The following is a 16,047-nucleotide window of genomic DNA, read 5'->3' as shown; positions in this document are numbered from 1 at the left end:
TAATAATTAATTAATAAACAAAAAGTGTTTTTGTAATATACTTTTACTAGATATGAAATATTATATTAATTAAGAGACTTTTTTAAGAGATTAGAGGTAATAAATTATGTTAATGAACACTCATATTCTTATTGCACAAAATATATTGAGAGATGTTGACGTAGATTTTAAAATAAGTGAAAAAAATTTTATATATGGAAATGTAAAACCAGATATGGTTTCAAAGTATAAATTAAAGAAGCATTATTTAGATGAATCTTTTGATATGATAGTAAATAAGATAAAAAAATTATCATCACTTAGTATGTATGACTTTAAAAAGAAATTTTCCATAAGTAGATTCAGCCAAGAGCTTGGGGTTATATGCCATTTTATATGTGACTTTTTTTGTGTTCCTCATAGTGAAAGATGGGAATTCAAACATAGCATGAATAAACATGTTAAATATGAAAAAGATTTAGCGAGTTTTGCTAAAACATATGTCCCTTCAAAGGATGAGTTTGAAATATGGGGTAATATGTCTGTTGAGGTTTTCTTAAAGGAGGCTCATAAGATATATAGAATGAGAGAAAGCTATAGAAACGATATGCAATATGCTTATTTTGCTTGTAGAAGTATTATTAAGTATATAAATGATTCTATAGTAGTAAATACACAAGTAGCTTATTTAGAAGGTATAGCTTAATACAAATATTTCCTTTCTATAATGAAATATGTTAAAATTAATATGTATTTACAAAAGTAATTTTTATAATAGAAAGGGTATAAGATGGAGAGTAAAGTAAATGAACCTATATACAAGCAGATTGCTTTAGATATTGCAGGAAGAATTTATAATGATGACATAAAAATAGGAGAAAAGATACATGGTAGATCAACTTTAGCAAGTAATTATAATGTATCACCTGAAACAGTTAGAAAAGCTGTTAAATTATTAGAAGATATGAAAGTAGTATCATCAAGCAAAGGTAGTGGAGTAACAATTATCTCAAAGGATAATGCTTACAACTTTATAAATAGGTTTCATTCAATTGAAAGTGTCACATCTTTAAAGCATGATATAGAATCATTGATGGAAGAAAAGAAGGTTATAGAAAAAAATATCGGAGAAATGATAGATAGAATAGTAGATTATTCTAATAGACTTAGATATACTAATCCATTAACTCCTATAGAAATAGAGTTACCAAAGGAATGTGATCTTATAGGAAAAAGCGTTTCCGAATCAAAGTTTTGGCAAAATACAAAAGCGACTATTGTTGCTATAAGAAGAAAAGGTGAGCTTATTATATCACCTGGTCCATATTTGGTTTTTGAAAAAGGCGATAATTTACTTGTGGTTGGAGAAGAAGATATATTAAAAAAAATAGAGATATTCTTAAAGAAATAATAAAAAAGCTAAACTAATTAGAAATTAGTTTAGCTTTTTTTTAGTTGCATTTTTTGTAGGACAGACATATAATATAAGTGAACATATGAACAGATGCTCATATGTTAATATTAATAATAGGAGTTCGAATTATGGAGAATAATAAGATAGAGAGTTGTAACTGTTCTACTATTCATGAAGATATACTAAAAAGAGTAAAAGAACACTTACCAAAGGAAGAGGTTCTTTATGACTTAGCAGAAATATTTAAAGTTTTTGGAGATTCAACAAGAATAAAAATATTATGTGCATTATTTGAAGGAGAAATGTGTGTCTGTGATATGGCAGAGCTATTAGGAGTAAGTCAGTCGGCTGTATCTCACCAATTAAGAGTTTTAAAACAAGCAAGACTTGTTAAATTTAGAAGAGAAGGTAAGATAGTATATTATTCCTTAGCTGATGACCATGTTAAACACATATTCAATGAAGGCTTAGACCACGTTTTAGAGTAAAGGAGATATTAGTCATGAAGGAAATAAAATTTTATTTAGACGGTTTGAATTGTGCAAATTGCGCAGGAAAGATTGAAGATAAGATAAATAGACTTAGTGATGTTGATGAAGCTGTTCTTAATTTTTCAACAAAGCTTCTATTAATAACTCCTAAAGAGGGTATTTCAGAAAAGGAGCTTGAAGAAAAAGTTGAAAAAATAGTTTTAGGCTTAGAACCAGATGTAAAAGTTCTAAAGGAATCAGAAAAAAATAAAATGAGATCTTCAAACCATGGAGAGTGTTGTGGTGAAGAAAATGAACATGAACATGCTCATGGTCACTCACATAGTCATGGAAGTATCAAAGGTAATAATTTTGGAATAGATAAAAAAGACCTTATTAGATTAGGGGCAGCCTTAACTTTATTTATAATAGGAATGATAGTTAATTTAGATAAGATGTATGAATTTATTATCTTTGGTGTAGCTTATATTATAGCTGGTGGAGAAGTTCTTTTAAAAGCATTTAAAAATATATTAAAAGGACAAGTTTTTGATGAAAACTTCTTAATGAGTATAGCTACAATTGGTGCATTTGCCATAGGTGAATTCCCAGAAGGGGTAGCAGTAATGCTATTTTATGAAGTAGGGGAAATGTTCCAAGATTATGCGGTAAATAAATCAAGAAAATCAATATCAGATTTAATGAATATAAGACCAGATTTTGCTAATTTAATTAATCTTAATGGAGAAGAACAAAAAGTATCTCCAGAGAGTGTTTCAGTAGGATCAATAATAGTAGTAAGAGCAGGAGAAAAAATTCCTCTAGATGGTACTGTTTTATCAGGTGAAGCAACATTAGATGTATCTGCATTAACAGGAGAATCATTACCAAAAGAAGTAGAAAAAAATGATGATGTATTAGCAGGTTCAATAAATAGAAGTGGTTTGTTAAAAATAAAAGTTACTAAGAGTTTTGGAGAATCTACAGTTTCTAAAATATTAGATTTAGTTGAAAATGCAGGTAATAAAAAATCTCCAACAGAGAAGTTTATAACTAAGTTTGCAAGATATTATACACCAGTAGTTGTATTTTTAGCATTAGCTCTTGCAGTTATTCCACCTTTAGTAATAAGTGGGTCAAGCTTTTCAGAATGGATATCAAGAGCTTTAATATTCTTAGTTGTTTCATGTCCTTGTGCTTTAGTAGTATCTATACCTCTTGGATATTTTGCAGGAATTGGGGTAGCATCTAAAAATGGTATCCTAATAAAAGGAAGTAACTATTTAGAAGCTTTAAATAATGTTGAGAGTATAGTTTTTGATAAAACTGGTACACTAACAAAAGGTACATTTAAAGTAAAAAAAGTAGAAAGCACAAGCGAATTAAATAATGAAGAATTATTAAAATTAGGAGCATATGCTGAGTATTACTCAAATCATCCAATTGCTAAGTCAGTAGTAAGTGCCTTTAATGGAGATGTCGATAAATCATTAATATCAGATTATGAAGAGATTCCTGGAAAAGGTATAAAGGTAACAATTGATGGAATGACAGTTTTAGCTGGTAATTCCAAGTTAATGAATATAGATAATATAACTTTTACACCTATAAATGAAGTTGGAACTGTAGTTTATTTAGCTAATGAAAATAGTGAATTAGGCTATATAGTTATTTCAGATGAAATAAAAGATGATGCTAAAGAAGCTATAAGTGGATTAAAGAAAATAGGTGTTAAACAAACTGTTATGTTAACTGGAGATAATGAGAAAGTTGGAGACAGTGTTGCTAAAGAGCTAGGCGTAGATAAAGCGTACTGCAACTTATTACCACAAAACAAAGTAGAAAAGTTAGAAGAATTGTTTAATAATAAAAGTAAGGATAAAAAGATTGCTTTTGTTGGAGATGGAATAAATGATGCACCTGTACTAGCCAGAGCCGACATAGGAATAGCTATGGGAGGTGTAGGATCAGATGCAGCAATAGAAGCAGCAGACGTTGTAATAATGGATGACGAACCAAGTAAGATAATAAAAGCAATAGGCATAGCTAAAAGAACAAATAAAATTGTATGGCAAAATATAATTTTTGCTCTAGCAATTAAGGTTATAATCTTAATATTTGGAGCTTTAGGAATGGCTAATATGTGGGAAGCAGTCTTTGGAGATGTAGGTGTAACATTAATAGCTGTACTAAACTCAAGTAGGATATTAAAAAATAAAAAGTTATAACCGTGAAATTTGTCTAATGTTGTTGACAAGACTTAGTTTTTTTGCTATTCTTACATGGTAAGAATACTTTCAGGCATAGGGTATAGATTGTAAATAATTCCCTTAAACTTTTATATTAAACATTATGAAATGTTTAAATAGGCTTGTGTGCGCGTAGGGTTTTAGACACGCAAGCCTTATTTTTTTTGTAGAAATTTATTAGTAAAGTTAAGTTATAGTAAAAAGTGTAATTTTAATTATATTAACCAAGGGTTATAAAAATAGAAATAAATGTAAAAAATAGGCTTATATACATATATTTTTGATAGTGAAACCGAAAGAATGTTAAAATATAGACAAACTTTTTGGGGTATGGTAATATTTTAGAAGGTTAAATTTGTAATTTTATCATTTGAGTTTAGAATACAATCTAAAAAGTAATTGCTTTTTAAAAAAGAACAATTTTAGAAAGAGGTGCTATTAAAATGGAAAAGAAAAAAGGTATATCTATGGCCGTTATAAAAAGATTGCCTAAATACCATAGATATTTACAAGAACTAATGGAAAATGATGTTGATAGAATATCTTCAAAAGAGTTAAGTGAAAAAATAGGGTTTACTGCTTCACAAATAAGACAGGACCTTAATTGTTTTGGCGATTTTGGGCAACAGGGTTATGGATATAATGTAAAAGAATTATATAATAATATAGGAAGCATATTAGGACTTACAAGAGACTATAATACAGTAATAATAGGTGCTGGTAATATAGGGCAAGCAATAGCCAATTACAATAGCTTCAATAGATTGGGCTTTAAATTAAAAGGTATATTTGATGCAAATCCAAGAATGTTTGGAATTAAAATAAGAGATATAGAAATACAAGATGTAGAGAAATTAAAAGACTTCGTAAAAGAGAATGATGTTGAAATAGGTATAATATGTGTACCTAGAACTAATGCACAAAAAGTATGTGATGAATTAGTTGAAGGTGGAATCAAGGGTATTTGGAACTTTGCTCCTATAGATCTTGAAGTACCTGAAGATATAAGAGTAGAAAATGTACATTTAAGTGAAAGTATGATGACTTTAGTTTATCTTTTAAATCATAATGACGCAAAATAGAGTGAATTAATAATAGAATAACTTGTTTAATCTGGAAAAATAGTATTAGATTTTCAAAAAAATATAAATAATATATTGAAATATTTACTATTAAGTTTTATAATTTAATTGAAGTACCGAGTACTTCAATTATTTTTTTGTCTTTGTTTGTTACAAAATTAACAATAAATTTTGGAAAAAATATAAGGTGAAAAATATTAAGTTGTTAGTTATTAGTTGTTAAGCTATTTAAAACCATATATTCGCTATGGTATATGAGGGAGGAAATACGATGGAATTAAATAATGTAATCTTTGAAAAAGAGGGCAACATTGGAATTTTAACAATTAACAGACCAAAAGCATTAAATGCACTAAACTCAGAAACTTTAAAGGACTTAGATACTGCTATAGACCACATCGAAAAACAAGATGATATATATGTTGTTATCTTAAAAGGTGCTGGAGATAAAGCATTTGTTGCAGGCGCTGATATAGCAGAAATGAAAGATTTAAATGAAGGACAGGGTAAAGAATTTGGACTTTTAGGTAACAAAGTATTTAGAAGATTAGAAAAGTTAGACAAGCCAGTAATTGCTGCTATAAATGGATTCGCTTTAGGTGGCGGATGTGAGATATCAATGGCTTGTGACATAAGGATCGCAACTACAAAAGCTAAGTTCGCACAACCTGAGGTTGGTTTAGGAATAACTCCTGGATTTGGTGGAACTCAAAGATTACCAAGAATAGTTGGAATGGGTAAAGCTAAAGAGCTTATTTACACAGGCGATATGATAAAAGCTGATGAAGCTTTAAGAATTGGTTTAGTAAACAAAGTTGTTGAACCAGAAACTTTAATGGAAGAAGCAATTACTATGGCTAAAAAAATAGCTGCCAATGCACCAATAGCTGTTAAGTTATGTAAAGATGCAATTGATAGAGGAATGCAAGTTGATATAGATTCAGCAATAACTATTGAAGCTGAAGATTTTGGAAAATGTTTTGCTACAGAAGATCAAACTGAAGGTATGAGTGCTTTTGTAGAAAGAAGAGAAAAGAATTTTAAAAATAAGTAATTTTTTAAATAAAAATGGTTGTGTGGATTTAAGGAGGGTAATTAAAATGAACTTTCAATTAACAAGAGAACAAGAATTAGTTAAGCAAATGGTTAGAGAGTTTGCTCAAAACGAAGTTAAACCAATAGCTGCAGAAATTGATGAAACAGAAAGATTCCCTATGGAGAATGTTAAGAAAATGGCTAAATTAGGAATGATGGGAATTCCTTTTAGTAAAGAATATGGTGGAGCTGGTGGAGATACTTTATCTTATATCTTAACTGTTGAAGAATTATCAAAAGTTTGTGGTACTACAGGAGTTATAGTTTCAGCTCATACTTCATTATGTGCTTCATTAATAGATCAATTTGGTACTCCAGCTCAAAAAGAAAAATATTTAACTCCACTTGCAAAAGGTGAAAAGTTAGGTGCTTTCGGATTAACTGAGCCAGGAGCAGGTACAGATGCTGCAGGACAACAAACTACAGCTGTATTAGAAGGTGATAATTACATCTTAAACGGAAGTAAAATATTCATAACAAACGGTGGAGTTGCTGATACTTTCATAATCTTTGCTATGACTGATAAGAGCCAAGGAACAAGAGGAATTTCAGCATTCATAGTTGAAAAAGGATTTGAAGGATTCTCAATTGGTAAATTAGAAGACAAAATGGGTATAAGAGCTTCTTCTACAACTGAGTTAATAATGGAAAACTGTGTTGTTCCAAAAGAAAACTTAATCGGAAGAGAAGGTAAAGGATTTGGAATAGCAATGAAAACTCTAGACGGTGGTAGAATAGGTATCGCTGCTCAAGCATTAGGTATAGCAGAAGGAGCTTTAGAAGAAGCTGTTGCTTATATGAAAGAAAGAAAACAATTTGGTAGATCATTATCTGCATTCCAAGGATTACAATGGATGGTAGCAGAAATGGATACTAAAATTGAAGCTGCAAGATTTTTAGTATATAAAGCGGCTTGTTTAAAAGAAGAGGGTAAACCATATTCAGTAGATGCTGCAAGAGCTAAGTTATTTGCTGCAGATGTAGCTATGGAAGTTACAACTAAGGCTGTTCAATTATTCGGTGGATACGGATATACTAAGGAATACCCAGTAGAAAGAATGATGAGAGATGCTAAGATAACTGAAATCTATGAAGGAACTTCAGAGGTTCAAAAAATGGTTATCGCAGGAAGCATATTAAGATAATTTTAGGAGGGCTTTGAGATGAAAATAGTAGTTTGCTTAAAACAAGTGCCAGATACAACAGCTGTTAAAATAGATCCAAAAACAGGAACTCTTATAAGAGATGGAGTTCCATCAATAATAAACCCAGAGGATAAGCATGCTTTAGAGGCTGCATTACAATTAAAAGATAATAATGGAGCAGAAGTAACTGTACTAAGCATGGGACCACCTCAAGCTAAATTAGCTTTAAGAGAAGCTTTATGTATGGGAGCTGACAAAGCAATTCTTATAACTGATAGAGCATTTGCCGGAGCTGATACTTTAGCTACTTCAAAAGCTTTAGCAGGAGCATTAAAGAAATTAGAATATGACATAATATTTGCGGGAAGACAAGCTATCGATGGAGATACTGCACAGGTTGGACCAGAAATAGCTGAGCATTTAAATATTCCTCAAGTAACTTATGTTCAAGGCGTTAAAGTTGAAGAAGATGGATTATTAGTAAATAGAGCTTTAGAAGATGGATATGAATTAATAAAAGTTGAAGCTCCAGTGCTTTTAACTGCTATAAAAGAGTTAAATGAGCCAAGATATATGAATGTTAAAAATATATTTGAAACATCTGATGATGAAATCTTAGTATGGTCAGCTGATGACATAGATGTAGATAAAGCTGAATTAGGATTAAAAGGATCTCCAACAAAAGTTAAGAGATCAATGACTAAAGAAGCTAAAGGTGCAGGAGAAATAGTTAAAGAATCACCTAAAGATTCAGTTACTTATGTACTAGGCAAATTAAAAGAAAAACACTACATCTAAGGATTATGGGAGGTATTTAAGATGAATAAAGCAGATTTCAATGGCGTTTGGGTTTTTGCAGAGCAAAGAGAAGGTCAATTACAAAAAGTTTCATTAGAATTATTAGGTGAAGGTAGAAAAATCGCTGATAAATTAGGTTCTAAATTAACAGCGTTATTAATAGGAAATAAAGTAGAAAACTTAGTTGAAGATTTATCAAGACATGGTGCTGATGAAGTATTAGTTGTTGATTCTCCAGAATTAGAGCATTATACAACTGATGGTTACACTAAAGCTATATGTGAATTAGCTAATTCTAAAAAACCAAATATAATCTTCATAGGAGCAACATTTATAGGAAGAGATTTAGGTCCAAGAGTTGCTGCTAGATTATCAACAGGTTTAACTGCTGACTGTACATCATTAGATGTTGATGTTGAAAGTGGAGATTTATTAGCAACAAGACCAGCATTTGGTGGTAACTTAATGGCTACAATCGTATGTCCAGATCACAGACCACAAATGGCTACAGTAAGACCAGGAGTTTTCGAAAAACTTCCACTAGGAGAAAATGATGCAACTGTAGAAAATGTTGAAATAGAATTTAAAGCTAATGATATAAGAACTAAAATAGTTGAAATAGTTAAAGAACACAAAGATATCGTTGATATCTCAGAAGCTAACATATTAGTTGCTGGTGGTAGAGGTGTTGGTTCAGAGGAAAACTTCACTATGCTTAAAGAATTAGCTGAAGTTTTAGGTGGATCAATAGCAGCTTCAAGAGCAGCAGTAGAAAAAGGATGGGTAGATAAGGATTATCAAGTTGGACAAACAGGAAAAACTGTTAGACCAAATATCTATGTAGCTTGTGGTATTTCAGGAGCTATTCAACATGCTGCTGGTATGCAAGAATCAGACATGATAATAGCTATCAACAAAGATGCTAACGCTCCAATAATGAAAATTGCTGACTATGCAATAGTTGGAGATGTAAACAAAGTTATTCCAGAATTCATAGCTCAATTAAAAGCTATGAAGGAAGAAGCTTAATTAATAGATAATATAACAAGGGTAAACTTATAAAATTTTTCAATTAATGGTGTAGGGCTTTTCTGATGGGTCAGAAAAGTCCAATTAGAGAGAGTATTTAGGAGGAACTTAATATGGAAAAGATTTTTGTAATTGGTGCAGGTACAATGGGTGCTGGAATAGTTCAAGCATTTGCACAAAAAGGATATGAAGTTATAGTTAGAGATATAAAAGACGAATTTGTTGATAGAGGAATAGCTGGAATCAACAAAGGTCTTACTAAATTAGTTTCTAAAGGAAAAATAACTGAAGAAGATAAAGAAGCAGTATTATCAAAAATCACTGGAACTACTGATTTAGGATTAGCTGCGGACTGTGATTTAGTTATAGAAGCTGCAGTTGAAAATATGGAAATCAAAAAACAAATTTTCGCTGAGTTAGATGAAATCTGTAAAGAAGAAACTATATTAGCTTCAAACACATCTTCATTATCAATAACAGAGGTAGCTTCAGCCACAAATAGACCTGATAGAGTTATAGGAATGCATTTCTTTAACCCTGCAACAATAATGAAACTTGTTGAAGTAATAAGAGGTATGGCTACTTCACAAGAAACTTTTGACAAAGTAAAAGCTATGTCAGAAGCTATAGGAAAGACTCCAGTAGAAGTTGCTGAAGCACCAGGATTTGTAGTTAATAGAATACTTATCCCTATGATAAATGAAGCTGTTGGAATATATGCAGAAGGAATAGCTTCAGTTGAAGACATAGATACTTCAATGAAATTAGGAGCTAACCATCCAATGGGACCTTTAGCTTTAGGAGATTTAATAGGATTAGACGTTTGCTTAGCTATCATGGACGTATTATTTAAAGAAACTGGAGACAGTAAATACAGAGCTCACAGTCTTTTAAGAAAATATGTTAGAGCAGGATGGTTAGGTAGAAAATCAGGTAGAGGATTCTACAACTACAATGCATAAAATTGAAGTTTTAAAAAAGTTTATAAAAATTAAATAGTTTATAATATAAATATTTATTATAATATTTGTATAAGTAGGTTATGGTACTATTTATATGATTAAAATTTAGTTGAGTTATGTAAAGAGAGGTTGATATTTTATCAGCCTCTTTTTATTATTTAGGTTTTTTATTTAGTTGATTTAATTTTAAAAGTTAATTATAATTAAGAAATGAAAACAAATATTAATTAATAATTTTTATCATTAAAAGGGGGAAATATGTTTAAAAATTTTATACGATATTATAAACCATATAAAAAATTATTTATTTTAGACTTATTAGCTGCATTTTTAGTTGCTGCTTGTGATTTATTTTATCCTATGATCACAAGAAATATAATTAATGATGTTATTCCAAATAGACAAATAAGATTATTGTTTATTTTTGCTATAGTACTTACTTTAATATTCTTAATTAAAGCAGGATTAAACTACTTTATGCAATATTGGGGACATGTAGTTGGAGTTAGAATGCAAGCCGATATGAGAAGAGACTTGTTTGAAAAATTACAGGATATGCCTAATAAATATTTTGATAATAATAAAACTGGAGTTATTATGTCTAGAATAGTAAATGATCTTTTAGACATATCAGAATTAGCTCATCATGGTCCAGAGGATTTATTTATATCAATAGTTATGTTACTTGGATCATTTATAATTTTATGTACAATAAATATACCTCTAACTATTATTACTTTTGCTATTTTACCATTTTTACTTTTTTATACTATTAATAAAAGAAATAAAATGAAAAAAGCATTTAAGGAGACAAGAGTTAAAACTGGTGAGGTAAACGCTACTATAGAAAATAGTATTTCAGGTGTTAGAGTAACAAAATCTTTTGGTAATAAGATTTATGAAATGAAAAAATTCGATAAGAGTAATAACATATTTAAAAAGGCTAGAGAACATGCATATAAGGCTATGGCTGAATATTTTTCAGGTATGTTTTTCCTTGTAGATATGCTTGAACTTATTGTTTTAATAGCAGCAGGATATTTTACTTATTTAGGGAAAATAAATATTGGTGATTTTGCAGCTTATTTATTATATATAAAAATGTTCTTACAACCTATTAGAAAGCTTATAAACTTTAATGAAATGTTCCAAAATGGAATGTCTGGGTTTGAGAGATTTGAAGAGATAATGAATGAAGAAAATGAAAAAGAAATTCCTAATGCAAAGGAACTTAAAGATGTAAAAGGTAAGATTTCAATAAAAGATGTTACTTTTAGATATGATAATAAGGAAAGCATATTAGAAAACTTTAATCTAGATATTAAAGCTGGTAAAATGGTTGCTTTAGTTGGACCTTCAGGTGGAGGAAAAACAACAGTATGTAATCTTATTCCTAGATTCTATGACTATGAAAGTGGAAAGATATTTATAGATGGTGTAGATATAAGTACTGTAACTTTAAAATCTTTAAGAGAAAACATAGGAATAGTTCAACAAGATGTATTCTTATTTACAGGAACTATAAGAGAAAATATAATGTATGGAAATCCTAATGCTACTGAGGAGGAAGTTATAGAAGCAGCTAAAAGTGCTTGTCTGCATGACTTCATAATGGGATTAGAAGATGGATATGATACATTTATAGGAGAAAGAGGGGTTAAGCTTTCCGGTGGTCAAAAACAAAGAATAGCAATAGCTAGAGTATTTTTAAAGAATCCTGCAATACTAATATTAGATGAAGCTACTTCAGCTTTAGATAATGTCACTGAATATGAAATACAAAAAGCCTTAGAAGAATTAAGTAAGGATAGAACAACTCTTGTAGTTGCACATAGACTTTCAACTGTTAAAAATTCTGATGAAATAATTGTATTAACAGATAAGGGAATAGAAGAGAGAGGAACTCATGAAGAGCTTATAAAGCTTGGAGGAGTTTATAGTCATCTTCATAATCTATAGAATATTTTAGGTCAAAAGAGGTTGTATTAAAAGCAAGTTAAAATAAAACTTATAAATATATTTAGAAAATTACTAGATTTCACTAAGAATTTGTAGTTATTACTCCGAAAAATTCGTCTAGATATTTTCTCTATATTATTTGTAAGTTTTATTATTTAAAGTTTTGATATAACAATTTTTTATTTTAAGAACTTTCAAAAATGAAATTAAAATAATGTATTTAAAAAGTGAAATATTTATAAATAGTCATACTTTACATAATATTTGAATATAAATATAATAGGGCAATTGCATTTATATTCAAGATTTAGTAAGGGTGAGTTTATGAGTAATAAAAAGATAGGTAATACAATATATTATATAGTTGTAGGTATGTTAGTTCTTATATTAATAAACAACTTTATGAGCAAGTCAGATGCAATATTTAAGGCTGTTGGTTTTAGAACATATTCTATATTAAGTGGAAGTATGGAACCGGAGATTAGGACAGGAGATTTAGCTATTGTTAAGAGTGCTAAAATGAATCAGGTTGAACCTGGAGACATAATAACTTTTAAATATGAAGGAAATACTGTTACTCATAGAATTATAGAAAAAAATGAAGAAGGATTCATAACAAAAGGTGATAATAACAACGCAGAGGATACTGAAATAGTTAAAGAGGAAGATCTAATAGGAAAAGTTTTATTTCACATACCGTTTCTAGGATATGTCACAGTATTTTTATCAAAGCCTATAGTTATATCTGGACTTATGGTATTAATTGCAATAAGTATTCTTTGGGATACTTTTAAAGGGGATAAGAAAAAAGTATTGAAGGCTTAGTTTATAACATGGAGGGTGATTCGATAGAACACCTATCCATGTTTTTATTTTGATTTGTATAAAAAGACTATTTATTAATAATTTTTATTAGTATAATATTATTGACATAAGGTTTTATAAATAATGTTTTTAAATATGAATTTTAGCTAGTTTATCTTATGGGTGTATAATTTTGAAACAGAAATTTTTTCATTTATAATAACTATAAGATAAATGTTGATATAATTAATAAAACTTTATTTTGGAGGGATAATATGTTAGTTGAAAAAGCAAGAGAAAAGTGGGATAAAAAACACGATTTAAATTGCGCAGAATGCATAATGTATGCTGCAAATGAAGAATATAATTTAAATTTATCAAAAGAAACTTTAAAGGTTATGTCTTCTTTTGGCGGAGGATTAGCTATAGGTCATGTATGTGGAGCAGCCACAGGAGCAGCAGGAATACTTGGAGTTATGTTTACTGAGGATAGAGGGCATCAGAGTCCACAGATAAGAGCTTTAACAAAGGAATTTATGGAAAAGTTTTATGATAAATTAGGAGATTATAATTGTACTGAGTTAAAGGCTAAGTATAAAAAAGACGATGATAGAAGATGTATAGTTATGATAGAAACAGCAGCAGAAGCTTTAGATGAAATCGTAAGAAGAGAAAGATAGGTGAAACAAATGGACTTTAAAAGTGTAGAATACGGAGAGGAAAAAGTAATATTAAAAGATGTAAAAAATTTTAATATAAAACAAACTTTTGAGTGTGGACAGTGTTTTAGATGGGAAAGAACAGAGAGTGGTTCATACATCGGTGTTGCCTTTGGAAAAGTAATAGAAGTTGCTCAAGAGGGTGATGATGTAATAATATACAATACTAATAAAGATGATTTTGAAAATATTTGGGTAGATTATTTTGATTTAGAAAGAGATTATTCAAAGGTTAAGGAAGCTTTATCTTGGGATGATACATTAAAAAGTGCTGTAGAGTTTGGGTATGGAATAAGAATATTAAATCAAGAACCTTTTGAATTAGTTATTTCATTTATAATATCAGCAAGAAATAGCATACCTGTAATATCAAAAACTATAAAAAAAATTAGTGAAAAATGGGGAAGTGCTATAGAATATAAAGGAAATACTTATTATGCTTTCCCGACACCGGAGAGCTTAGCTAAGGCTTCAATAGATGAGATAAGAGAAACAGGTGCATCATTTAGAAGCAAATACATATATGATACAACTCAAAAGATATATAATTGTGAATTGGCTAAAAAAGGAATGCTTGAAGCTCCAGAAGAGGATATAGTTGAAATATTAGAAAAATATGATTTAGAAAAGATAATAAATATGGATGCTGATGAATGCCATAAAGGACTTCAAGAGTTTATGGGAGTAGGAGCAAAAGTAGCAGATTGCATAATGCTATTCTCTATGAAAAAAAGTTCAGCTTTCCCAGTTGATGTTTGGGTTAAAAGAGCTATGATGCATTTTTATGGTGCAGATGATGCTTCATTAAATAAGATAAGAATTTTTGCAAGAGAAAGATTTGGAGAGTATTCAGGATTCGCTCAACAATATTTATTCTATTATGCAAGAGAAAATGGAATAAAAATATAGTTTAGATTAATGAGAAAAAGAGTAGACTAAGAGCTTTATAAACTTTGAGTTTGAGAAGCTAATAATCTACTCTTTTATTAATAACGACCTTTTTTACGAATGGCTTTTGATTGTTTTATAGTAAAATTAGCATCTCCAGGATGTTTTTTGATAAATTTTAAGTAACGTTTTATCTTCTCGTCATCTTTGAGCTTTTGTATAGAGTTAAGTCTAACAGCTAATTCATAATTACTATATAAAGCATGTACTTGTTTGTGACAAGGTACACAAAGCCACGCTGTTTCTTCAAATCTTCCTCCTTTTTCACGAGGAATTAGATGATGTTCTGTGATTGTAGGAACTTTCCTTTCACAAAGATCACATATATGAGTTTCTTTATTCATATTCATCACACCTTAAATAATAGAATACTTATAAATATTATAATATATGTATTTAAAATTTAAAAAGTCGTTACTTTAATAGTTTGAAAATTTAAGAAGAATTATTCTATAATTTAAGGAAAAAAGATTAAAGACTTTTTTTAAAAGAATAAAATACTTTAGAAATTATTGAAAATAATAGTACTAAAAGTATTACTACTGTTGCTAAGAATAAAAAATATGATTCTGGTAAAACATTTATTATTGGATCTTTTTTAGGGTCAAATATCCAATAGTCATTATTAAAGAAAACTTTATGAAATAAAGTAAATACTTTTGAAAAATTAAAATAAAATCCTAAAAGTATAAGAGAACAAATAATCAAAACTTCATAAAAAAATAAATTAAATGCATTTAAATAGATTTTAAACTTTAATTTTTTTAATAATATAAATAATATTATTCCTATTATTAAACAAGCTAATGCAGCTAAATAGACAGAAGTGAAAATATTTTTTACTTCTAAAAAATGATATTCTCCAGTAGGACTCATTTTAAAATTTTCAAACTTAAGAGTAGTTTCATATGGAGAGTTTAGGTAGTGAATTATATTATTATAATCATTCATAATTTGATTTTTACTAAGGTTGTTTACTGATGATAGACCTTTAAAATTTAAAAAGAATGAATATAGTAATGGAGAAATATTAAGTGTTATTAGAACAGAAAATATTATTGAACTAATTAATAAATATAAAGAAAATAGGATATCTTTTAAGATTCTAATCATTATTTACTCCTTAAAATAACTGTTTTTAGTAATTCTAGACTTTTTTATAAAATATTAATCAAAGAAGACATATTTCAAGAATAAACTTAGTATTAATCTATAGTGTGTGATGTATTAATAAAGATGAAATTGTCTAGAATTAATAAATAAAAGCTATAATTAAGCTAAAAAAGATATTAAAAGAAAACTAGAGGATATTACAGAAAACTAAAGATAATTTAAAGCAAAAGTAAGAAATAATAATAACATATTGTAAATTAACAAATTTAGTTATTGAATTT

16 protein-coding genes are annotated in these 16,047 nt (G+C 28.9%); 14 read left to right on the top strand and 2 right to left on the bottom strand.

From position 1 onward, the window contains the following. Positions 1–106: 106 nt before the first annotated feature. The 14 genes from AC2JAQ_RS13980 to AC2JAQ_RS13915 all read left to right on the top strand — a co-directional run bounded on the left by AC2JAQ_RS13980 (position 107) and on the right by AC2JAQ_RS13915 (position 14,614). Positions 107–685, top strand: a complete 579-nt coding sequence (locus tag AC2JAQ_RS13980) for a zinc dependent phospholipase C family protein (RefSeq protein ID WP_488456969.1) — start codon at positions 107–109, stop codon at positions 683–685. Positions 686–769: 84 nt separating this feature from the next. Next, on the top strand, positions 770–1,390 hold the full coding sequence (locus tag AC2JAQ_RS13975) for a GntR family transcriptional regulator (protein WP_488456968.1): 621 nt from the start codon (positions 770–772) through the stop codon (positions 1,388–1,390). A 131-nt stretch (positions 1,391–1,521) separates the two neighbouring features. Further along, positions 1,522–1,881 carry an ArsR/SmtB family transcription factor gene (locus AC2JAQ_RS13970; RefSeq protein WP_488456967.1) on the top strand — a complete coding sequence of 120 codons (360 nt, stop codon included), beginning with the start codon at positions 1,522–1,524 and terminating at the stop codon, positions 1,879–1,881. A gap of 14 nt (positions 1,882–1,895) precedes the next feature. After that, positions 1,896–4,091, top strand: a complete 2,196-nt coding sequence (locus AC2JAQ_RS13965; protein WP_488456966.1) for a heavy metal translocating P-type ATPase — start codon at positions 1,896–1,898, stop codon at positions 4,089–4,091. A 464-nt stretch (positions 4,092–4,555) separates the two neighbouring features. Continuing rightward, positions 4,556–5,194 carry a redox-sensing transcriptional repressor Rex gene (locus AC2JAQ_RS13960; protein ID WP_488456965.1) on the top strand — a complete coding sequence of 213 codons (639 nt, stop codon included), beginning with the start codon at positions 4,556–4,558 and terminating at the stop codon, positions 5,192–5,194. A gap of 271 nt (positions 5,195–5,465) precedes the next feature. After that, entirely contained in the window at positions 5,466–6,248 is a 783-nt protein-coding gene (locus AC2JAQ_RS13955; protein ID WP_488456964.1) for a short-chain-enoyl-CoA hydratase, read from the top strand. A gap of 46 nt (positions 6,249–6,294) precedes the next feature. After that, the gene (locus tag AC2JAQ_RS13950) at positions 6,295–7,434 is read left to right on the top strand and encodes an acyl-CoA dehydrogenase (protein WP_423239083.1); all 1,140 of its coding nucleotides are present in this window, start codon (positions 6,295–6,297) and stop codon (positions 7,432–7,434) included. Between the two features lie 18 nt (positions 7,435–7,452). Then, positions 7,453–8,232, top strand: a complete 780-nt coding sequence (locus AC2JAQ_RS13945; RefSeq protein WP_240298804.1) for an electron transfer flavoprotein subunit beta/FixA family protein — start codon at positions 7,453–7,455, stop codon at positions 8,230–8,232. Between the two features lie 21 nt (positions 8,233–8,253). Beyond that, positions 8,254–9,261 carry an electron transfer flavoprotein subunit alpha/FixB family protein gene (locus AC2JAQ_RS13940; protein WP_488456963.1) on the top strand — a complete coding sequence of 336 codons (1,008 nt, stop codon included), beginning with the start codon at positions 8,254–8,256 and terminating at the stop codon, positions 9,259–9,261. Positions 9,262–9,374: 113 nt separating this feature from the next. Next, complete coding sequence (locus AC2JAQ_RS13935; RefSeq protein ID WP_488456962.1) at positions 9,375–10,223, top strand: 3-hydroxybutyryl-CoA dehydrogenase; 849 nt, start codon at positions 9,375–9,377, stop codon at positions 10,221–10,223. Between the two features lie 258 nt (positions 10,224–10,481). Then, positions 10,482–12,182: an ABC transporter ATP-binding protein gene (locus tag AC2JAQ_RS13930; RefSeq protein ID WP_488456961.1), complete on the top strand. Its 1,701-nt coding sequence runs from the start codon at positions 10,482–10,484 to the stop codon at positions 12,180–12,182. A gap of 324 nt (positions 12,183–12,506) precedes the next feature. After that, entirely contained in the window at positions 12,507–13,007 is a 501-nt protein-coding gene (locus AC2JAQ_RS13925; RefSeq protein ID WP_488456960.1) for a signal peptidase I, read from the top strand. 254 nt (positions 13,008–13,261) lie between these two features. Further along, a complete protein-coding gene (locus AC2JAQ_RS13920) occupies positions 13,262–13,666 on the top strand; it encodes a C-GCAxxG-C-C family protein (protein ID WP_488456959.1) in 405 nt (134 codons plus the stop codon). Positions 13,667–13,675: 9 nt separating this feature from the next. Further along, the gene (locus AC2JAQ_RS13915; RefSeq protein WP_488456958.1) at positions 13,676–14,614 is read left to right on the top strand and encodes a DNA-3-methyladenine glycosylase family protein; all 939 of its coding nucleotides are present in this window, start codon (positions 13,676–13,678) and stop codon (positions 14,612–14,614) included. A gap of 77 nt (positions 14,615–14,691) precedes the next feature. On the opposite strand, the gene AC2JAQ_RS13910 is transcribed toward AC2JAQ_RS13915, so the two are convergent. Beyond that, the gene (locus AC2JAQ_RS13910) at positions 14,692–14,997 is read right to left on the bottom strand and encodes an HNH endonuclease (protein ID WP_488456957.1); all 306 of its coding nucleotides are present in this window, start codon (positions 14,995–14,997) and stop codon (positions 14,692–14,694) included. Positions 14,998–15,124: 127 nt separating this feature from the next. Then, positions 15,125–15,766 (bottom strand): TIGR01906 family membrane protein, encoded by a 642-nt coding sequence (locus tag AC2JAQ_RS13905; protein ID WP_488456956.1) that lies wholly within the window; start codon positions 15,764–15,766, stop codon positions 15,125–15,127. Between the last annotated feature and the right edge of the window lie 281 nt (positions 15,767–16,047).

The organism is Clostridium sp. LIBA-8553 (assembly GCF_057782465.1).
This window is presented reverse-complemented; position numbering and strand designations above follow the sequence as displayed.